Source organism: Arthrobacter sp. WCS2018Hpa-7 (genome assembly GCF_031843805.1).
Taxonomy (GTDB): domain Bacteria; phylum Actinomycetota; class Actinomycetes; order Actinomycetales; family Micrococcaceae; genus Arthrobacter.
In genome coordinates this window covers 44,544-65,107 of the sequence record NZ_JAVTJB010000024.1, presented here as the reverse complement: position 1 = coordinate 65,107, position 20,564 = coordinate 44,544, and the positions used below count along the sequence as shown (strand labels likewise).

Annotated in this window: 19 protein-coding genes; 12 read left to right on the top strand and 7 right to left on the bottom strand. The window is 63.8% G+C overall.

The features are described 5' to 3' along the window. Window positions 1-77 precede the first annotated feature (77 nt). Together RQH14_RS19985 and dnaK are read right to left on the bottom strand one after the other, a co-directional pair. Complete coding sequence (locus RQH14_RS19985; protein ID WP_311214871.1) at window positions 78-737, bottom strand: nucleotide exchange factor GrpE; 660 nt, start codon at window positions 735-737, stop codon at window positions 78-80. 2 nt (window positions 738-739) lie between these two features. Then, window positions 740-2,605 carry a molecular chaperone DnaK gene (gene dnaK / locus RQH14_RS19980; protein ID WP_311214870.1) on the bottom strand — a complete coding sequence of 622 codons (1,866 nt, stop codon included), beginning with the start codon at window positions 2,603-2,605 and terminating at the stop codon, window positions 740-742. Window positions 2,606-2,857: 252 nt separating this feature from the next. Here dnaK and RQH14_RS19975 point away from each other — a divergent pair, with 252 nt between their 5' ends. Beyond that, window positions 2,858-3,415 (top strand): hypothetical protein, encoded by a 558-nt coding sequence (locus tag RQH14_RS19975; protein WP_311214869.1) that lies wholly within the window; start codon window positions 2,858-2,860, stop codon window positions 3,413-3,415. Here RQH14_RS19975 and RQH14_RS19970 read toward each other — a convergent pair. From RQH14_RS19970 to RQH14_RS19960, 3 genes are read right to left on the bottom strand one after another with little or no spacing between them, the layout of a single operon-like run. After that, on the bottom strand, window positions 3,390-4,277 hold the full coding sequence (locus tag RQH14_RS19970) for a DUF817 domain-containing protein (RefSeq protein ID WP_311214868.1): 888 nt from the start codon (window positions 4,275-4,277) through the stop codon (window positions 3,390-3,392). The genes RQH14_RS19975 and RQH14_RS19970 overlap by 26 nt on opposite strands. Beyond that, complete coding sequence (locus tag RQH14_RS19965; RefSeq protein WP_311214867.1) at window positions 4,270-5,061, bottom strand: oxygenase MpaB family protein; 792 nt, start codon at window positions 5,059-5,061, stop codon at window positions 4,270-4,272. Before RQH14_RS19965 ends, RQH14_RS19970 begins: the two co-directional genes overlap by 8 nt. 17 nt (window positions 5,062-5,078) lie before the next feature. Continuing rightward, window positions 5,079-5,822, bottom strand: coding sequence for a WHG domain-containing protein (locus RQH14_RS19960; RefSeq protein ID WP_311214866.1), 744 nt, complete (start codon window positions 5,820-5,822; stop codon window positions 5,079-5,081). Window positions 5,823-5,966: 144 nt separating this feature from the next. Between RQH14_RS19960 and RQH14_RS19955 the strand changes: the two genes are divergently transcribed. After that, window positions 5,967-6,896 (top strand): NAD-dependent epimerase/dehydratase family protein, encoded by a 930-nt coding sequence (locus tag RQH14_RS19955; RefSeq protein WP_311214865.1) that lies wholly within the window; start codon window positions 5,967-5,969, stop codon window positions 6,894-6,896. Here RQH14_RS19955 and RQH14_RS19950 read toward each other — a convergent pair. Next, window positions 6,893-7,744: a phytanoyl-CoA dioxygenase family protein gene (locus tag RQH14_RS19950; RefSeq protein WP_311214864.1), complete on the bottom strand. Its 852-nt coding sequence runs from the start codon at window positions 7,742-7,744 to the stop codon at window positions 6,893-6,895. The two genes, RQH14_RS19955 and RQH14_RS19950, sit on opposite strands and share 4 nt — an antisense overlap. 111 nt (window positions 7,745-7,855) lie before the next feature. On the opposite strand from RQH14_RS19950, the gene RQH14_RS19945 reads away from it, so the two are divergent. Together RQH14_RS19945 and RQH14_RS19940 are read left to right on the top strand one after the other, a co-directional pair. After that, window positions 7,856-8,701 carry an AraC family transcriptional regulator gene (locus RQH14_RS19945; protein WP_311214863.1) on the top strand — a complete coding sequence of 282 codons (846 nt, stop codon included), beginning with the start codon at window positions 7,856-7,858 and terminating at the stop codon, window positions 8,699-8,701. A gap of 160 nt (window positions 8,702-8,861) precedes the next feature. Further along, window positions 8,862-10,877, top strand: a complete 2,016-nt coding sequence (locus tag RQH14_RS19940) for a hypothetical protein (protein WP_311214862.1) — start codon at window positions 8,862-8,864, stop codon at window positions 10,875-10,877. 55 nt (window positions 10,878-10,932) lie between these two features. Here the strand turns inward: RQH14_RS19940 and RQH14_RS19935 are convergent, their stop codons facing one another. Then, window positions 10,933-12,069, bottom strand: coding sequence for an ROK family protein (locus RQH14_RS19935; protein ID WP_311214861.1), 1,137 nt, complete (start codon window positions 12,067-12,069; stop codon window positions 10,933-10,935). 133 nt (window positions 12,070-12,202) lie between these two features. Here RQH14_RS19935 and RQH14_RS19930 point away from each other — a divergent pair, with 133 nt between their 5' ends. The 8 genes from RQH14_RS19930 (at window position 12,203) to RQH14_RS19895 (ending at window position 20,544) form a co-directional block, all read left to right on the top strand. Continuing rightward, complete coding sequence (locus RQH14_RS19930; protein WP_311214860.1) at window positions 12,203-13,249, top strand: hydroxyacid dehydrogenase; 1,047 nt, start codon at window positions 12,203-12,205, stop codon at window positions 13,247-13,249. Between the two features lies 1 nt (window position 13,250). Continuing rightward, on the top strand, window positions 13,251-14,597 hold the full coding sequence (locus RQH14_RS19925; RefSeq protein WP_311214859.1) for a sulfatase: 1,347 nt from the start codon (window positions 13,251-13,253) through the stop codon (window positions 14,595-14,597). 5 nt (window positions 14,598-14,602) lie between these two features. Further along, window positions 14,603-15,889, top strand: a complete 1,287-nt coding sequence (locus RQH14_RS19920) for an extracellular solute-binding protein (protein ID WP_311214858.1) — start codon at window positions 14,603-14,605, stop codon at window positions 15,887-15,889. Window positions 15,890-15,918: 29 nt separating this feature from the next. Next, a complete protein-coding gene (locus RQH14_RS19915) occupies window positions 15,919-16,875 on the top strand; it encodes a sugar ABC transporter permease (protein ID WP_311214857.1) in 957 nt (318 codons plus the stop codon). Beyond that, entirely contained in the window at window positions 16,872-17,759 is an 888-nt protein-coding gene (locus tag RQH14_RS19910; protein ID WP_311214856.1) for a carbohydrate ABC transporter permease, read from the top strand. Before RQH14_RS19915 ends, RQH14_RS19910 begins: the two co-directional genes overlap by 4 nt. Continuing rightward, window positions 17,756-18,676: a gfo/Idh/MocA family oxidoreductase gene (locus RQH14_RS19905; protein WP_311214855.1), complete on the top strand. Its 921-nt coding sequence runs from the start codon at window positions 17,756-17,758 to the stop codon at window positions 18,674-18,676. Before RQH14_RS19910 ends, RQH14_RS19905 begins: the two co-directional genes overlap by 4 nt. A 79-nt stretch (window positions 18,677-18,755) precedes the next feature. Next, entirely contained in the window at window positions 18,756-19,718 is a 963-nt protein-coding gene (locus RQH14_RS19900; protein ID WP_311214854.1) for an ROK family protein, read from the top strand. Window positions 19,719-19,752: 34 nt separating this feature from the next. Further along, window positions 19,753-20,544, top strand: a complete 792-nt coding sequence (locus RQH14_RS19895) for a glucosamine-6-phosphate deaminase (RefSeq protein WP_311214853.1) — start codon at window positions 19,753-19,755, stop codon at window positions 20,542-20,544. Window positions 20,545-20,564 lie beyond the last annotated feature (20 nt).

The window sequence follows — 20,564 nt, the reverse complement described above, 5'->3', positions numbered from 1 at the left end:
TTCGTTGAAGAACGAGATGGCAGTTCGCGCCAATGTTTTAGTAAATCACTGTCACGAACTGCCATCTCGGTGAGTAACTACGCCGGGACAGCCACGATGACCTGGGCTGCACGCAGGACCCGCTCGCCGGAGCGGTATCCGGAGCGCAGCACCTGGCTGACCGTGTCAACCTCGATGTCTTCGCCAGGCTGCTGGATGAGTGCCTCGTGGATGGTGGGGTCGAATTCGACTCCGGTATCCGCGATGCGTTCCAGTCCGTACGTCTTCAGCGCGTTCTCCAGCTTGGCGGCGATGGCGGCGAAAGGGCCGTCTTCGAGGTCACCGTGCTGGCGTGCGGCGTCGACGTCGTCCAGCACCGGGAGCAGGGAGTTGAGGACGCCGATGACGGCCATCTCTCCTGCTACGGCGCGGTCGCGTTCGACGCGCTTGCGGTAGTTGACGTACTCAGCCTGAAGGCGGAGGAGGTCGTTGCGGAGCTCCGCTGCCTGGGCTTCAGCCGCGGCACCGGAGGCTACCGATTCCTCGGCCGGAACCTCTACCCCGTTGAGGATTTCCTCAGCTTGGGACAGGGCGTCACCGTCCGTGGGAGCGGCGTTGCTTTCGGTGGGAGCCGCAGCTTCGCTGTCAGGCTGACGTGCTTCGCCGGTCTCCGGGTCAACCTTGCGGTTGTCCCGAATAACTGGCTTGCGCGGCTCGTTGCCTTCAGAGTGCTCTGCTTCGTTGCCGTGGTGAGGCATGGCTACTTCTTCGCTTCGTCTTCGTCGATGATCTCGGCGTCGACGATGTCTTCGTCATCGGCGGCCTTTTCACCGGCGGGAGCGCCTTCAGCGCCGGCACCCGGAGCATCAGCTGCGGAGGCCTGCGAGTAGATGGCTTCGCCGAGCTTGGTCTGCGATGCCTGGAGCTTCTCGAACGCAGTCTTCACGGCGGCGTCGTCAGTGCCTTCCAGCGCGGACTTGAGGGCGTCGACGTCGGCCTTGACCTCAGTCTTGACCTCTTCGGGCAGCTTGTCGTCGTTGTCGGCGATCAGCTTGTCCACAGAGTAGGCGAGCTGCTCAGCGGAGTTACGGGTGTCCGTAGCTTCGCGGCGGGCCTTGTCCTCAGCGGCGTGCTCTTCGGCTTCACGGACCATGCGGTCGATGTCGTCCTTGGAGAGTGCCGTGCCACCGGTGATGGTCATGGACTGTTCCGTGCCGGTGCCCTTGTCCTTGGCGGACACGTGGACGATGCCGTTGGCGTCGATGTCGAAGGTGACCTCGACCTGCGGAACGCCACGCGGCGCCGGAGCGATTCCGGTCAGTTCGAACGTGCCCAGCGGCTTGTTGTCGCGGGTGAATTCACGCTCGCCTTGGAAGACCTGGATGGCCACGGACGGCTGGTTGTCGTCAGCGGTGGTGAAGGTCTCGGAACGCTTCGTGGGAATAGCGGTGTTGCGCTCGATGAGGTGCGTCATGACGCCACCCTTGGTTTCGATGCCGAGGGACAGCGGGGTGACGTCGATGAGGAGGACGTCCTTGCGCTCGCCCTTCAGGACACCGGCCTGCAGTGCAGCACCAACGGCCACAACTTCGTCCGGGTTGACGCCCTTGTTGGGCTCCTTGCCGCCGGCGAGTTCCTTGACGAGCTCGGAAACAGCAGGCATACGGGTGGAGCCACCGACGAGCACGATGTGGTCGATGTCGGAAACCTTGATGCCGGCTTCTGCGATGACGTCCTGGAACGGCTTCTTGGTGCGGTCCAGCAGGTCCTTGGTGAGGTCCTGGAACTTGGCGCGGGTCAGCTGCTCGTCCAGGTGAACCGGACCGTCGGGGGTGACGGAGAGGTACTGGAGGGAGATGTTGGTGCTGGTGGAGGAGGACAGTTCCTTCTTGGCCTGCTCTGCAGCTTCACGGAGGCGCTGGAGGGCGATCTTGTCCTTGGAGAGGTCGATGCCCTTGATCTTGAGCTGGCTCAGGAGCCACTCGACGACGCGGTTGTCCCAGTCGTCGCCACCGAGACGGTTGTCACCGGCGGTTGAGCGGACCTGGATGGTGGAGAAGTTGTCTTCGTCCTTGCCGACTTCGAGGAGGGAAACGTCGAACGTTCCGCCACCGAGGTCGAAGACCAGGATGAGTTCGTCTTCCTTGCCCTTGTCCAGGCCGTAGGCCAGTGCAGCCGCGGTGGGCTCGTTGACAATGCGGAGGACGTTGAGGCCAGCGATTTCGCCGGCTTCCTTGGTGGACTGGCGCTCGGCGTCGTTGAAGTAGGCCGGAACGGTGATCACAGCGTCGGTGACCTTTTCGCCCAAGTAGCTCTCGGCGTCGTTCTTGAGCTTCATGAGGATACGCGCGGAGATTTCCTGCGGCGTGTACTTCTTGTCATCGATGGCGACGTTCCAGTCGGTGCCCATGTGGCGCTTGACGGAAGCGATGGTGCGGTCGATGTTGTTGACGGCCTGGCGCTTGGCAATTTCGCCGACCAGGACTTCGCCGGACTTGGAGAACGCAACGACGGACGGCGTGGTGCGGCCGCCTTCTGCGTTGGCGATAACGGTGGGCTCGCCACCTTCGAGAACAGAGACCACGGAGTTGGTGGTTCCGAGGTCGATACCTACTGCACGTGACATATCTTGTTTCCTTTCAATGGCCGATGTTGGAGATTGCACCTGACAGCGGTCCGCTGGGCGGTCTACGTGCCGGAAGCCTGCTCAACAATCGGCTAGTTGAGCGTTCTGCACTCAACTGTACTCAGCCTCAGTTTTAAGTCAATCCAAAGTTGAGTGAAGTACGCTCAACTTTGCTTTCCAAACCGAAAAGTCCCCCGGAATGACGGGGCCCAGGGGCTGGTTTCGCCGTCGGTGAACTGCGAGACTGGCGCGATGAAGCTCACTGGATTCCTGCCCCCGGACGAGTTCTGGGCCATGAATGACCGAATGGATCAACAGGTCCGGGACGGCGCCGGAGTTCTCCCGCTTTTCGGGATCAATACCTGGGATGGCCCAATGATGCTGGGGTCCTGGCAATTGGATGGCAGCGAAGGCGGGGTGATGCACGGGAACGCTTTTTCCCCGGCGGGACCGCTGGTGGAAGTGGTCACAACTACCCAGGATCCCGGCGAGACTGCCAGAAACCGATGGCGCGCTTCGGCCGGAATCCCGCACAATCTGGAGGAGCTTCAGCGCCAGAACGCGACGTTCAGCGCCCTCACCAATAGGCGCATAACCGTCACGGTGGACGGCGTGGCCACGGACTTCACTTTCTGGCCCGGAAAAGGATCTTGGCTCGCTGCCGCCACGACCGGAATCTTCAGCATCGTCATCGACGCCCAACGCAACCCGCCCGTGCCTGAAAGCGTGAGCCTCAGGCGGGTCCCCGACGTCGAGCCCTTGCTTCAAGCGCGCCGCAACGCGCTCAAGGCGCTACGCGGCGAAGCCTAGGAAGTTCAGCCCCCGCGTCGAGCGGTTCCGGCTTGTACACCCACGCCACCAGCACCACCGAGATGATCATGAGCAGGAACCACGCCAGGAGCTTGTCGATGGAGACCGCCTGCCAGCCCGCCAACTGGTTCGGATACAGCCACGCTCGCGACCACGTGCCGATGTTCTCGGCGAACCAAATGAACAGGGCCACCAGCAGGAACGACACCAGAATGGGCATGCGGAAACGACGGCGGAACACCCTGAAGTGCATCACGCACCGCCCGTAGACAAGCACGACGGCGGCCAGCAGCACCCAGCGGAGGTCGAGGATGAAGTGGTGCGAGAAGAAGTTCACATAGATCGCGCCAGCAACAATGGCCGTGATCCACCGGCGCGGGTATCGATCGAAGCGGAGGTCGAACAGCCGGAAAACGCGCACCATGTAGGAGCCAACAGCGGCGTACATAAACCCGCTGAACAAGGGCACGGCGCCAATCCGCAGGACGCCTTCGGCCTCGTACGCCCAGGATCCGACGTCCGTCTTGAACAGCTCCATCACCGTGCCCACCACATGGAACAGCACGATCACCCGCAGTTCCCGCAGGGTCTCCAGCTTGAAGGCGATCATCAGGACTTGAATGACGACGGCGGCCAGGGTCAGGAAATCGTTCCGGGCCAGCCCCGCATCCGACGGATACCAGAGTCGGGCCCCGATGATCACGGCGAGCAACGCGGCCCCGAACACGCACGCCCACGCCTGCTTCAGTCCAAAGACCACGAACTCGGTGAGCCCGGCCTGCAGGCGGCCTCCCCGGAACCGGTCCAGGTAGCGGTGGGCAAGGGCGTCGATGGACTCTTCCACCGAGGTGGAGTTACGCATGAAGGACCTCGGCTTCCACAACAAGCCGGCCAAGGTAGTAGTCGCGGGGCCAGTGCCGGATCCGTTGCGGCAGCCGCGGATACACACGACCCATCAGTCGCATGGTCCGCTCGAACCGGCGGGCGTGGCCGGCACTCCACTCAAAACCGAAGCCTTCACGCAGGTGGTCCGGCAACAGGCCGGCGGTCAGGAAGCGTGCCAGTGGCATCGCCAACCGCAGGAACCGCGGACCACCAGCCGGATAGAGCAGGTCCCGGGCAACCCTCAGCGCTTTATCGTCGGGATGGAGTCCGCGCACGTGGCTGTCCCAGTAGGCAGCGAACGCAGCACGGTCGGCCGGCCACCTGTCCGCCGGAAGCTGCAGGGCTGTCCCGATCCGCGCGTACTCGCGGTAAATGCGGTCGGCGGTGTCGTCGTCGAGCTTTCCATGGATCTGCTCGTATACGGTGACGGCGGTGTCGTAGAGGGTGGCGACCACCCACAGCTGCGACTCGGCATCGAAGGCGCTGTATCCCTTGGAGGCGCCCTCCGGTCCGCGGCGAACGGGCGCATGGGCGCGGTTGACGGCGCGACGAACGGCTTTTAACTGCTCCTCGGATCCGTAGACCACCGCATAGACGTACGTCATGGTGGCGCGCAGCCGGTCCATGGGGCGCTCAGCGAAATTGCTGTGCTCGGCTACGCCGTGCCCCACTTTGGGGTCGGCGATTTGCAAAAGAATGGCGCGGCCTGCACCGGCGAGAAGAACACCTTCCGCGCCAATGTCTGCCAGTCCTCGAGCCATCTGAATACTGTAGCGCCCTAGCCTTGGAGCCCCACCACGCCTTGAAGGACCCTGAGCTGATGGTCGAACAGCTCATCGCGGGCGGCGAAGGTATCGCGTCCGTACTGCCCAAAAACCTCGAAGCTGATGGCCCCAAACACGGACGTCCACACCAGGACACCCCGCGCCAAGGTTGCGTCGGGTGCGGCGAGATTCATCTCGCCCCGAATGGTTGCCAGGTCTGCGGCCAACCCGTCGGGAATCACGACGGCGGGACTCACCGCGGCGTTGAGCGCGCCTGCCCGGTATGCGGCATCGAAGATACCGACGAGGCGGACGATGACCCGCGTTCCAGGGACGGTAGTGCGCTCACCCGGCGCTTGATACCCCGGGACGGGACTGCCGAAAAGGAGGGAATAGCTGGCCGGTTCCCGGATAGCCCACATTCGCACCGCCTGAGCCAGTGCCCTGAATTGTGCTGCGAAGTCATCCTCCGCCTCGGCATTCACTGCTTCATCGACGTCGTCGCCAAGCTGGTTGTAGGCGTCGATCAGCAGGAGGGTGAGGAGTTCATCGCGGTTCTCCACATAGCGGTACACGGCAGAGGACACGACGCCGAGATCCCTCGCCACTGCGCGGAGGGACAGGGCGGCCGCGCCATGAACAGCAAGGTGCTCGCGACCCAGCCGAACAATGTCGGCGATGGTCTGCGTTCGGGCACGTTCGCGGGGAGTCGAGGGCTTCTCCCTGGCTTCGACGGCGGCGGGTTCGGCTGAAGTCATGATCACAGCTTCCCACAACAGAGAGCGCTGTCAACAAACGAGAGCAGTGCTCTTGACATTGAGTTGGCGAACGTTCATTCTGATTGAGAGAGCACTGCTCTCACTTTTCGACTCTTACGTCATTAGCCCCGGAAGAAGGAACCCATGTACGTCGTCACAGGAGCAGGACCCGTTGGCTACACCGTCGCGGAGCAACTGGCAGAAAAGGGTCATCGAGTCCGGGTTCTGACGCGCTCGGGCAGCGGCCCAGAGCATCCTTTGGTAGAACGGGTCCGGGCGGACGTCTCGGATCCTGCGCAGCTTGATGAGGCGCTGAGGGGCGCAACCGCCGTCTTCCATTGCATCCACGGATCCGCCTACCGGGCATCAGCGTGGGCCGCCGAGCTACCCCACGCCGAGCAGGTGGTGATGGACGCAGCGGCGGCCGCGGGCGCCGTCGTCGTCGTCTTCCCCGAAAGTCTCTACTCGTACAGCGAACCGGACCGGATCATGACGGAATCGAGCCCGAGGGAAGCAGCGGGCGGCAAACGCGGCATTCGGACTGCGCTGCTGAAGGCGCGGCAGGCCCACGCGGCCGCCACGGTCAGTGTGGTTGCCGGCGACTTCTTCGGCCCACGGGTGAAGACAGCTCATGCCGGCGAGCGCATGGTCACGCCGATCCTGGCGGGCAAGGCTGTGCAGTTCATCGGAGCTACGGGCCAGCCCCACTCCTTCACGTACGTCCCGGACCTCGCAGCGGCAATGATTGCAGCTGCGCAGAAGCCCGAACTCTGGAACAGCGTGCTGCATGCCCCCACCGGCCCGGCCGTGACCCAACGGGAAATGGCCACAGCCCATGCGACCGCCGCGGGCGTTGCTGCACCCAAGGTGAGCGCCGTACCAGGTTGGGTGCTGCGGGTAGCGGGCATCTTCTCCACGGACATGCGCGAGCTGGCCGAACTCCTGTACCAGTTCGAGCGCCCGTTCGTGATGGACTCGGCCGCGAGCCAGCGACTCCTGGGCCTGGAACCGACTCCCCTGCCGGAAGCTGCAGCGGCCACCGTGGAGTGGTGGAAAGTCGCCGCGGCGGGTTAGAGGCCGTCGTCGTAATTCCAATGCTCCTGCCAGCGCCAATCGATAGGTTCGCTCAGCCGCTGGTAGCGGATGTCGGTGGACAGGCGCATGGTGCCATGGCGGTCCGTGTTGTCCAGAGCGGCATGAACAATATGTGCTGAGTGGACCACGACGTCACCCACCTCGTAGTCGGTGACGAGCCATCTGGCATCGCGCTCGTTCGCCAGCGCCGGAAGATCGGCGGTGATTGAGGCAGCGGGCATCTTCAAGGTTCCCTCGCGCTCCTGGGCCATCACCCAGTGGTGGCTGCCCTCGAGGTAGGCCAAGCCGCCCCGCTCCCGAGGGCAATCGCCCAAAGGTATCCACATGGAGAGCACTCGATCGCTGCCCTCGCGCAGATAGACAAGATCGTAGTGGGCCTGCGTGGCCGTGCCGATGCCGCTTTCGCCCGGTTTGGTGTGTCGGATGATCTTCCGGCGGTGCAGATGGACATCATCCCCAAGGAACCAGGCGAACCAGTCGGCAATCCCCTCCGCAGTGCACAACGCCTGGTACTCCGGTCCCGGCACTATGCGGTCGAAGAGCCCCCGGCGCAACGCAGCACGGTCCACATCACCTGGCGCTGCAAGGCCATCACGCGGATCCGTGCCGGCCGCGTACACATTGGCTTCGCCTAAGGACTCGAAGTAGAACTCCCGGAAATCCAGCAGCTGGTCCGGTTTCAACTGCCCCTTCAAGTAGAGGTAGCCATCCCGGCGGAGCCTTGCCCACAGCGCGTCACGATCCCGGCGCTCGGAAGGGGGTACCGGTTCCAGCTCGGCGAGGCGGGTCTCCGATTCGTCCAGAACATAGCCATTCGAAGTCAACATGTTCTCCACTGTGGCAGTGGCAGGCGGTGAAGTGAATGGACTCAGGTTTGCTGATACTTGGACTTTTGTGTGGCTTGTTTTGGGCTTCGGGTAAGTGCAGCATGGGAGCCTATGGACAATTGGTCAAGCTACCGGCACCCGGCACTCCCCCTTCGTGACCTTGGCCTTGCTTGTCTGGGCGTCGGGGAACAAAGTGGCCTGCTGCCGTCCTTTGCCGGCCGGACCCTCAGCAGCCACGGCATCGTCCTGGTATCCGAAGGTTCGGGCCATTTTTCTGTTGATGGTAAGAGATTCGAGGTCCGCGCCCCCGCGATCATGTGGCTTTTCCCGGGTGTGAGCCATGGGTACGGACCTGGGCCTGCAGGGTGGAAAGAACACTGGCTGTTGTTCACCGGACCTACGGCGAGAGCGTTTGAAGAGTTGGGGTGTTACGCCCGCGACTACCCCGTGCTGCAGCTTAATGGTTCCCCGGGAAACACCTTGATGGAAACACTTGGACTCTTTCCGGCCCTGCGTACGGCCCTCTCGGTGGGCGGTAACCCCTCAGACCTGGACGCTTCCCTACTCTGCCAGCAGGTACTCGTCGAGGCCGGCAAGCATCGCAATCATGGCGCCAGCGGGTCCCCCTTGGATGAGGAGAAACTGCTCACCAGGCTTCATGAGATGGCCCATCTCCCGCTCAGCCTGCCGCAACTGGCCGCTTCAATGGACATGACCGCCTCCGAACTCCGGCAAGCAGTCCAGGCTGCCACGGGCGTGGGGCCGAAAGAGCTGGTGATTCAGCTCCGGATGTCGCGTGCCCAATCACTCTTGGCGGACACTGACCTGCCGGTCCAACGCGTCGCCACGCTCACCGGATACGACGATCCCGCCTACTTCAGCCGACTCTTCACCAAGAAGACCGGGGTTTCTCCGAGCCAATTCCGCCGCGATCATCACCGGAAAAGTCCGCACTGACCTCCACGCAGCCAATGTCTGAAAATGTTCGAATCATGGATTTCCCAGCCCCTGCCTGAAACCCTGAGTGCAGTGCACAGGACGTATCCGGAACGTCCCCAACGACACCACACCACCCAACGATCACTGCCCCACGGGATACTCAATGAGGAGATCTTCCATGTCCACATTTGCCATCAATCGTCGCCAATTGCTGCAGACCGGGGGCATCGGCGGACTCGCCGTAGCACTGTCGGCAATGTCCTCCGGCGCAGCCCATGCTGCACCAGGAAAGCAGACCGCTGGTGGTCCGAAAATCACCGATCTGGGACCCGCCGTCGTGCAGTTTTCCCTGATGAGTTCACTGCTGGTGGGCGACACCGTCTACATCGGTTCCCGCAACCTCAATCCTGTGCGGATCATCGGCTTCCACCTCCCCACCCGCACCATCACTTCAAGGACAGACCTCGGCTCCGGGTACAGCATTCAAGCCCTGGCTGCTGACTCCACCGGCCGCTACCTCTATGCGGGCGTGCTGCGCGAGGGCATCGACGGTAAGCCCAACCTCTACCGCTGGGACCTCAGCACACCCAATGCTCCTGCAGTGGGTGTCGGCGAAACAGGAGACCGGGACATCCGGGCTTTGGCTGTAGCCCCGGACAGCAAGGTCTACGTTGCCGGTGGCGGGTTGACCACCAATGCACCCTCCCTCTGGGAGTACGATCCCGCCACGAATGCCATGACCAGTTGGGGTGTCCCGGACCCCGGAGCCACCATTGCCCAGGCTGTGGCTGCCACTGCCAGCCACGTGTATTTCGGCACAGGCAGCACACTGGGAGGCGGCAACGGCTCCAGCCCGGCCCGCCTCTTTGCGTTCGATCGGACAACGAAGTCCTCCACGAACATCCTTCCGGCCGAGGTAGCCACGGGTGTGTCCGTGACTTCGTTGAGCGTTTTGAACGGACAGCTGGGAGTAGGGGTCAAGGGACCAGGAAAGTCCGTGCTGATCAATCTGGCGGACCACTCCAAGTACACGATCATCGCCAAGACCGGCGTGATGTTCCGGCAGTTGGGCAACGACGTTTTCTTCGTCAAGGAGCCGGGCGTCTGGTCCTACAACATGGTCAGCAAGAAGATCACCCAGATCCTCACGGAGGATGTTGGCGCTATGTGGGGCCTGGACGTCTACTGCAACAAGGCTTTGACGGTGTCTTCTTACGATGTCATCGAGGTGGACCCCGTCGCGAAAACTGCCGTGAAGCATGACCTCACCCAGGCTGGAGCGCCGGGCGGACCGCAGTCGTGCATGGGCCTGGCCGCGGGAGCCGGGGACGTTTATGTGGGCGGCACTGGCACCATTGCGCGTCACCAATTGGCCTCAAACCAGGTTTCTTACCTCCGGGCGACGGGCGAGGCCAAGGACGCCGTGGTGGTGGGCGGAATCCTGTTCGCGGGCCAGTACAACTCCAGGGGCATCTACTCCTACGATCCCTCCACCGGGCAACTCCCCTATCAAGTGGCTGCCCTCCCTGCCGGGCAAAACCGCCCGCTGGATGTCTGCTGGGACGCCGTCAACGGGCTGGTCATTGCCGGCGCGCAGAACGATACCGGCGGAGGCGGCTGCTTCGCCGCTTATAACCCGGTGACAACGCAGGTCATCACCAAGGTCAATCCAATCGATGCCCTCCAGATGGTCCGGGCCGTCGCCACAAAGGACGGAGTGGCCTACCTCGGCGGGGACAACATCTACGCCACCGGCCCCCGGAGCACCGTGGTTGCCTGGGATCCGGTAGCAAACCAGGAGTTGTGGCGCCTTGATCCGGGCCAGCCCCAAGGGATCGCAGCAATGGCCATCCACGGCAAGTACCTCTACGGCATGTCCCGCAAGGCTGCGGGCCTGTTCGTCATTGACCTCGACACCCGTCAAGTGGTTCACCGGGGCGACCTGAGCAGCGTCTGCACGGACTTCGGCGCCCTCCAGGTCAGCCGTGGGATTGTCTACGGTGTATCCGACACCACTGTGTTCCGCATAGACCCGATCACGTTCGCGACGTCCGTTGTTGTGGCAGACATCAATGGCGGCTGGTACAGCGGGCCCCACATCACAGCCGACGAGGACGGTTTGCTGTACACCCTCCGGGGACCCAACCTCGTGCGGATTGACGATCAGCAGGCGATGCAAACCATGCGGCGCTAGGCCGAATCCAAGTAGCAGCAGATGCCGTTTTGAGCTCTCAAAACGGCATCTGCTGCTACCCAGTTGGGCTGGCAGTGAACAGTCCCGCAAGCACCGAACAAGCAGCACCCCTGGCCAGCGCTACGGGATCCGCAATGGCGGTATCAAGGATTGGAGGCGGAGTATTCGCGTGGTCGTATTGCCGCACGAACGCGTCCTTGGTCTGCTTGGCAAACGTGCCCAGAGCGGCTTCAGGAGCGAACCCGACCACCACCTGGCCAGGGCCCAGGACCTTGGCTATGTTCGCCATGCCGATGCCCAAGTGCAGGGCTGCGTCGGCAATCAGTGCGGAGTCGCCGTCGGGGTCCAGCCGCCTGTCCTGGCCGTGTCGCTCCAGTTCACGCTGCATGCCCCACAGGCTGCCGCGGGTCTCGAAACAGTCCTCCGCGCCGCAGTGACAGGGCCTGGCCGGCTCGGGACCGGTGATCGCCCTCGAATGAGCGAAGCCGCCTGCAGAACCGTTGAAGCCACGCTGGATACGGCCTTCAACCACGACGGCGGCGCCCAGGCTGGTGCCGACGCTGAAGATGAGCATCTCGCGGCCTGCAAAGACGTCGTCGAAAAGCAGCCCGCGCGTGTAGGCGTTGACGTAACTGTCGATGATGACGGGGTGGTCCGCGGCTTCTTCGAGGAGCTCTTGGAACGCTATGTCAGCCCAACTCATGGCCCCGCTGTGCCGCACCAGGCCACTTGCTTGGTCCACCACGCCGGAGACGGCCGCCCCCACACCAATAAGCTTGGGCTCCCTGCCGTCTGCAGCAACCCGCACAGCCCTTGCCGCGGCTGCTGCGGCTTCGGCAGGTTCCGTGGATGCCAACGGCTCGCTGTGCGTGGCCACCACGTCACCGCGCAAATCGACGACGACGGCGTGCGCTTCCGTAGCGGACAACCTCACGCCCGCGGCGAAAACGCCCTCGCGGCCAAGTTCGAGCAGGCGGGCGGGCCTGCCGCCCGTGCTGGGCGCGATCTCGGTTTCCACCAGCAGGCCCGAGTTGATGAGCTTGCCCGTAATTCCGGTGACGCTGGCAGCGCTCAAGCCGGTCTGAACAGTGATGGCGGCCCGGGAGACGGGCGATTGAGTCCGCACGACGTCGAGCACCAGGGCCTCGTTGATCTCGCGGATCAGGGCCTTGCTGCCTGCACGTGGCTTCATTGCTGGTGGCTCCTGTTGTTGCGCGGCAAAGGATCCCACCCATTCTGGCATCCGTAGCGCGGTTGCTTTCACACTCTCCATGATACTTACTTTAGTCATTGACAAAAGATATTGAAACTGGCAATCTCAACCCATGAACATCAACAACGGCGTTGCATCGACACCACCTCCACCCACCACCTCCCGGCCGAGGATTCTCCTGAGCATCCCGGACGTGGAACGGGCGGCCTTCATCTCCCCGGAAACCCACGCTGCGCTGAACCAGCTCGGCGAAGTCACCGCCATCGCGCCGGCCCAGCTCCAGTCATTGGAGGCTTTCGCCGCGGCGGCAGCAGAGACAGAAATCTTCATCACCGCCTGGGGCTTCCCCCGCCTCGACGCCGAACACCTGGCAGCGGCACCGAACCTCACATGCGTCGTCCACGCCGCGTCCTCGCTGCACGCCCTTGTCAGCGACGCTTTCTGGGCCGCCGGCATCCCCATCTCCCAAGCGGGCGCAGCAATGGCCCCGGCCGTCGCCGAGCTCTCGCTCACCTTCACGCTGAGCCTGCTGCGCCGCGTGCACCAGCTGGATCACAGCCTCCGCTCCGGCACCAACTGGGACGATGCCCGCACCGTCCCGAGGGCCCGTGAAGTCTCCGGCGCCCGCATCGGCGTTGTCGGCGCCTCACGAACAGGCCGCCGCTATATCGACGCCTGCCGGGCACTCGGCGCAGAGGTATGTGTCTACGACCCATACCTCCTTGAGGGGGATCCCCTTGCGGACAGCTCAGCCACCTTGCATGGCTTGATGGCAAACAGCGATGTCGTCGCCATCCACGCCCCCGCCACCAGTGAAACCGCGGGGCTCATCGGTGCTGCCGAACTCGCCCTGCTTCCGGATGGGGCAGCGTTCGTGAACACGGCCCGCTCCACCATAGTGGACATGGAAGCCCTCTACAAAGAGGTGCATTCGGGCCGGATTGACGCTGCGTTGGATGTCTTCGACGCCGAGCCCCTTCCCGTAGATGATCCTTGGCGCTCCCTGCCGAACGTGCTCATCACGCCCCACCTCGGCGGCGCCACTGTTGACTCGCGGCTACGGGCCGGCGGCATCGTCGTTGACGAACTCAACCGCTTCGTCAACGGCCGGCCCATGGAACACGCCCTCACCCGGGCCGACCTCGAACGGATGGGCTGACATGCGCAACATCCTCTTGATCCACTGCCACGACCTCGGCCGTTTTCTGGGCACGTACGGAGTGGAAACGGTCTCAACCCCGCACTTGGACGCCTTGGCCGATGAGTCCGTGCTCTTCGAGCAGGCCTTCGCCACCGCTCCCCACTGCAGCCCGGCCCGGGCCTCCTTGTTCACCGGTACGTATCCCCAGACCAACGGTGTCCTCGGGTTGACCCACGAGCCGTTCGGCTGGGACCTCAAAGAGCCGAAAGACCACATCGCCTACAGGCTGAAGTCTGTCGGCTACCAGACCGAGCTCGTCGGTGTGCACCACGAATCGCGGGTTTTGGCCGACGACGTGGTCGCCGGAAGGCTCGGGTTCGACCACGCCCGTACGGGAGGTGCGCGGGACGTCGTCGTGGATCGCGCCACTGACGCGCTGCGTCGGATGTCCGGCAGCGACCGGCCTTTCTACCTGCAGGTCGGCTTCACCGAGCCGCACCGCGTGCCCTCCGCAAGGGACCGCCCGGGGGTGATGGGCTTCCTGTCCGACGGCGTCGAACCGGACGTCTCCCTGGGCCACACCGTTCCTGCCCACTTAGTGGACGACGACGGTGCCCGCGAGGAAATCGCCGAGCTCCAGGGCGCGGTCAAACACATGGATGAAGGCGTCGGCAGCATCCTCGCCGAACTGGATTTCCTGGGCCTTCGCGAGCAGACGCTGGTGCTGTTCACCACCGACCACGGGCTTGCGCTGCCCCGCGCCAAATGCACCTTGTACGACGCCGGACTCGGCGTGGCGCTGATGCTTCGCCATCCCGGCAACCCAGCGTGGTCCGGGAGACGCGTGTCGGACATCGTCAGTCACGTCGATGTCCTGCCCACCTTGCTTGACCTGGCAGGACTGTCGACTCCAGACGGCCTCGCCGGGACAACCCTGCGGCCCGCCGTCGAAGCAGGCGAGGCTACGCGAAGCCACTGTTTCAGCCAGCTGAGCTACCACACGTACTACGACCCCAAACGATCAGTGCGGACACCCACCCACAAACTGATCGTCAACTTTTCCAACGCACCACGCGCCATGGATCCCACACAATCCTGGATCCACCGCAGCCTGCCGGCGGACCTTGGCGGGCCCACCATCGGCACCAGCCCGGCGACGGAACTCTACGACCTCACCACAGACCCCGAGGAACTGGACAACATCGCCGGCCATCCGGAGCAGTCGGAAATCCTCAGGGATCTCTCCGCTGCCCTCTTCGACTGGATGCGGGAATGCGGCGATCCCCTCCTCACCGCCCCCGTAGCAGCCAGCCGCCACCAGCTCGCGCTCAGCGCGATCCAAGAAGCCACCCTCACCCGAAAGTAGCCACCATGTTCATTCGAAAGATGCACCGCACCGCTTTGGCGACAGCCGCCGTCGTCACCGCCGCTATGGCGCTCACCGCCTGCGGTTCCGCCGGTTCTACAACGTCCGACGGCGGCCAGGCCACCGGCAAGGTGACGCTCTGGATGTACCCCGTCATCAAGGACGAGACCGCCAGCAAGAAGTTCTGGCAGGACACCGAGGCCAGCTTCGAGAAGGCGAACCCTGGAATTGACCTGTCCATCGAACTCCAGACGTTCGACAAGCGGGACGCCCAGATCTCGGCAGCGTTGGCCGCAGGCTCGGGACCCGACGTCGTGCTCATTACGCCCGACCAAGCCGCAACCTACCGCAACGTGCGCGGGCTGCTTCCAGTGGATAAAGCCGTGGAGCAGGACAAGGACAGCTTCTACCCCGGGACTTTGGAAGCGGCGACGTTCGACAAAGAGGTGTTCGGCGTTCCGCTGTTCCAGAACATCAACACCACGTCGTACAACACCATGATCTTCGCGGACGCCGGGATTCCACTACCCAAGACCTGGGACGACCTCCGCAGTGCTGCGCCGATCTTGGCAGAGAAGGGCATCGCAGTGATGGACTACGCCGGCAGCCCTGAGCAGACGTTGAACCTGTCCTTCTATCCCCTGTTATGGCAGGCCGGCGGAACAGTCTTCACTGATGACGCCAAGGACATCGCCTTCGATTCCGAGGCCGGCGTTTCGGCGCTGCAATTGCTGATCGACCTCAAGAAACTCGGTGGACTTCCCGCGGATGCCGCCACCGACGGCCCCAAGGTTGAGGGTGCACCGATCGCCGCGGGCAAGGCAGCAATGCGGGCCACCACGTCACTGCCGGAGCTGAAGCAGATGCGCGCCGCGCTTGGTGCCGAAAACGTTGCCTTGGGTGCTCCTTTGCAGGGCAAGGTCCAGGCGACGTACGGCAACCCCGGGCTGCTCGCACTGACTTCCATCAACAAAAAGGAGAACCGCGAAGCTGCCTACAAGGTGATGAGCTACCTGAGTTCGGCTGAGTCCCAGAAGGCCCTCAACGCTGCTGCCGGCAACCTGCCCACGCGGACAGATGCCGCCGCCCTGGGCACGGACGCCGATTCCCTGGCCATGGCCGAGGCCCTGAAGTCCGCCAACCCCGGCGAACCGTCCCCGGTTGCACGCCAGGTCATGGGTGCCCTCGCACCGAATATCCAAGCTGCGCTCCGCGGCGATGTCAGCGCCAAGGAAGCCCTTGACCGTGCTGCCAAGGAAGCCCGAGGCATCCTCCAGCGCTCGGCATCCTGAGTCCAGCCCAACCACCGATTGGTCACCCCATGTCTGTAAACACCCGCACCAGAACCACGCTGGCCGGCCGACATCCAGAGCTGACGGCGTCACCGCTCAAGCCTTTTGGGGCCAAGAAGGCCCGTAGCCGCGAGGCACTGGCCGGCATCCTCTTCGTCCTGCCCACCCTGGTCATTTTCGGTCTCTTCAAGTTCCTCCCCATCTTCGGGGCCGGCGCCATGAGCCTGACCGAGTACAGCCTCAACGGCGACTTCGAATTCCTGGGCGCAGACAACTACACCCGCTTGGCTGCTGATCCCAACTTCTGGCAAAGCCTCAAGGTGACGTTCCTGTACGTGGCGATCTTCGTCCCGTTCATCATCGCCGTATCGCTGGCCGGCGCCGTCCTCCTGGACAAACTGGTCAGGTTCACCGGGACTTTCCGGGCCCTGCTGTTCATCCCCTACCTCAGCTCCTTCGTCATGGCCGGCATCATCTGGACGTGGATCTTCTCAACGGATGGTCCGCTGAATGCAGCGTTGGTTGGCCTGGGCATGGGCCCCGTCCCCTTCACGTCCGGGCCCCAACTGCTGGTCCTGCTCTCCTTGGCCGTGGTGTCCGTATGGAAAGGGTTCGGCTACTCCATGCTGATCTTCCTGGCCGGGCTCAAAGCACAACCGGCCGAAGTCCACGAGGCTGCGCGTATTGACGGAGCCGGCGCTTGGAAATCGTTCTGGTACGTCACGTTGCCCCTGCTGAAGCCCGTGGTGTTCTTTGTCCTGGTCATCGAGACGATCGTCGGATTCCAGGTCTTCGACACCATCTACGTCATGACTGGAGGCGGACCCGCCCGGGCCAGTCACAGCCTCATCTACTTCCTGTTCGATGAAGGATTCAAGTTCTTCGACTTCGGCTATGCCTCGGCCATTGGCGTGGTGCTGTTCGTCATCGTGCTCATCCTGTCGCTCATCCAGCAGCGCTTCTTCGAAGGTAAGGACTCCAAGTGACTGCCACTCTGCCTGCTCCCGCCGCTGGGCAACGGCCCGCCACGGGCCCCGCCCCGCGCAGCCCCCGCCGCAGCACCGAAAAGCGCCGCCAACGCACCCTGACCTGGGTGCTGGCAGTGATCTCGCTCTTCACGGTGGCGCCCCTGATTGCCGTTGCCGTGCTGGCCCTCTCCCCGGAAGATGCCCCCACGCTCCCCTACGCGTTGCCGTCGTCTCTGACGTTGGACAACATTGTGCGCATCTTCAACGTGGGCGAATTCCCGCTCTGGCTCTGGAACTCGTTCCTGTACTCGGCGGTGTCCGTGGTGGTTGTCCTGCTGACGGCCTCCATGGCCGCCTATGCCTTGGCCCGCAAACGGTTCCCCGGCCGTAACGCATTGCTGTGGGCCATCATCGCCACCATGATGGTGCCCGTCCAAGCCACGCTGATCCCCACCTTCATCCTCATCTCCAAGATGGGCGGCGTGAACACCCTGTGGGGCCTGATCCTGCCCACTTTGGCCAACGCCCAGGCAATTTTCCTCATCCGTCAGTTCGTCCGGGACATGCCGGAGGAACTGTTCGACGCCGCCCGGATCGACGGTGCCGGCGAATGGCGGACCTTCTGGCAGATCGTGCTCCCCCTGATCCGGCCCGTCCTGGCAACCCTGGCCATCTTCGTCTTCCTCTGGCATTGGAACGACCTCCTCTGGCCGCTGGTCGTGGGCCAATCGGACACGGCACGGACGCTCACCGTCGGCCTGGCAACGTTGAACACCGAGACAGCCTCCACGTCCAACGTCATGGCCGCAACGCTGGTCAGCTTCATCCCCTGCCTGGTGATTTTCGCCCTCCTGCAGAAGCACATCGTCGCCAGCATCACGCACAGCGGGGTGAAGGGATGACGCCTGTTGCGCCTATCCGTTTCGGCCTCATTGGCGTCGACTCCCCGCACGCGCCGTCGTTTACCCGCCTCTTCGGCAACGGTTCCGACGGCGTTGTCCCCGGCGGCACGGTGACGCACGCCTGGAAGGGGGAATCGGCGTCGGACTTTCCCTTGAGCCGCGACCGGATCGACGGCTTTGCCGACGAGGTGAGCGGACTGGGCGTCACCCTGTGCGATTCGCCGGAAGAGGTGGCCGAGGCCTGCGACGCCCTGCTGATCGTGTCCTCGGATGCGCGGACGCACCCACGCTACTTTGAGCGTGTGGTGCGGTTCGGCAAACCGATCTATGTGGACACGCGGTTCGCTCCCACCCTGGCTGAGGCCCGGACCATGCTCGCCCAGGCCCAGGCCTCCGGGACTTTGGTCCTGGCCGGGTCCCCCAAGCGGTTCACCCCGGAGTTCCAAGCGGCGCTGACCGGAGGGCCGTATCACTCTGTCTCCCTGGACGGCCCCCTCCCCACCCAGCCCGGCCACCCGGGCCTGGCCTGGTACGGCGTGCATCTGGTGGACCTCGCGGTGGCCGCGCTCGGTGCCGGCCCGGAAACTGTAACGGTCGACGCCGGGAGGCCGGGTCCTACGGACGGCGCCACCACGGTGACGGTCCGGTGGGGAGACGGACGCGAGGTCGCCATGACGGGCGAAGCGGCGTGGAGCCCGTTCACCATAGGGCGCATCGAATCCGAGGGCGGCTGTTCCGAGTTCTCGATCGAAGCCGGCCCGCCCATGCTGGTTGGCCTCCTGGAGGGGATCGTGAATTCCATCCGCAGCGGGACACCGAATGTACCGCTGCGGGAGATCCTCAGCATTGTCGCGATCGTGGAAGCCGCCAACAGAAGCCTGGAAGCCGGCCGTCCCGTCCCCCTCTCACCCAACTAAGTAGCAGCAGATGCCCTTTTGAGCACCCAAAACGGCATCTGCTGCTACCTACTTGGGTGCCAACCCCGAAAGATCACTGATGACACTGAGCTCCACCCCCGTCTTGCCCGCCCCGCACCCGGCTGAGCACTCAGCTACGCAAACGGTGAGGATCGGCGTCGACATTGGCGGCACCAAGATCGAAGCGGTCGCCATCGATCAGGACTGCACGGTCCTGCACACCGTCCGCCGTCCCACCGGATTTGGGAATGAAGCGCTGCTCAGCTCGCTCTTTGGCGTCCTCGACGAGTTGCGCGGCGCGGAAAACCTGGCGGACTGCACCGTGTCCGGGCTGGGCATCGGCATCCCCGGAACGGTAAATACGGAGTCCGGGTACGTAGCCAATGCCGTGAATGTCGGCGTTGCCGGCGTGGACCTCGGCAACCTGGTGGCAGCTGAGCAGGGACTGCCGGTAGCGGTGGAGAACGACGTCAATGCCGCCGCCATCGGCGCCCACTACTTGCTGGCCGATGCCTCCGGTTCCAGTGCCTACCTCAATCTCGGCACCGGGTTGGCCGCGGGCTACGTCAGCAACGGCGTCGTGGTCCGTGGCACGTCCGGAGCCGCGGGCGAAATTGGGCACCTCCCCCTCGGGCTGCAGGGCGAGGAATGTCCCTGCGGCCAGGCAGGTTGCCTTGAACTGATCGCATCAGGTTCGGGCATTGCCCGTCAGTGGAGGGGCGACGGCCAGTGGCCCGCCGTCTCACTTTTTGAGGCAGCGCTCGACGGCGACCCCGTCGCCAAAGTTGTTCAGCAGCGGTTCTTTGAAGGTGCTGCCACAGCCATCAGAATCCTTGGGCTGACGTACGACCCCTCCGCCATCTACATTGGCGGCGGCTTGAACGCCCTGGGACAGCCACTTCTCAGCGGTATCCAGCGGGAGCTTGCCCGGTTCAGCGCTCCCTCCCCGTTTCTTTCCGGCCTGGCGCTTGGGGACCGTGTCCAGTTGGTTCCGCCGGGGCTCTCCATTGGCTCTGTCGGCGCGGCGATCGCCGCCGACTAACTACGCTTTTCACCAGTTACTCAAAGGAAAACCCATGGCAGAAGTCATCATTGTCCGCGACCCCATCGAGGCAGGAAGCGTTGCCGCGTCGATCTTCGCGGAGCAGATCATCGCAAACCCCGCCACCGTGCTGGGCCTGGCCACCGGTTCTACGCCGCTGACCACCTATGCTGCGCTTGCAGCAGCTGTCGCGGAGGGTCCCATCGACGTCTCCGGAGTGCGTGGCTTCGCCTTGGACGAGTACCTCGGCGTCCCACCGGAGCACCCAGAGAGCTACCGCTCAGTGATCACCCGCGAAGTGGTGGAGCCATTGGGCCTCAACCCGGACCAGGTGTGGACGCCGCGAGGCACCGGCCCTGACATCACCCACGCCGGAGCAGAGTATGAAGCCATGATCGCCGAAGCGGGTGGAGTCGACATCCAGATCCTGGGCATCGGGTCCAACGGGCATGTGGGGTTCAACGAGCCCGGGTCCTCCCTGGCCTCCACCACCCGCATCAAGGCTCTGGCCGAGCAAACGCGCAGGGACAACGCACGGTTCTTCAGCACTCCGGAGGAGGTCCCTACCCACTGCATCACCCAGGGCCTCGGGACCATCCTCCGGGCCAGGCAGTTGGTCCTTCTCGCGTTTGGAGCGAACAAAGCGGACGCCGTTGCAGCCGCGTTGGAAGGACCCGTCTCCTCCGCCGTGCCGGGCTCAGTGATCCAGCAGCATCCGCGTGCCACTGTGATCATCGACGAGGCAGCCGCCGCTGGCCTGGCACACGCCGAGTACTACCGGCACGCCTGGCGATCGGCGCAAGATCTACGTGCAGTAGATTTCTAAACGGGACTATTCTTCGTCCC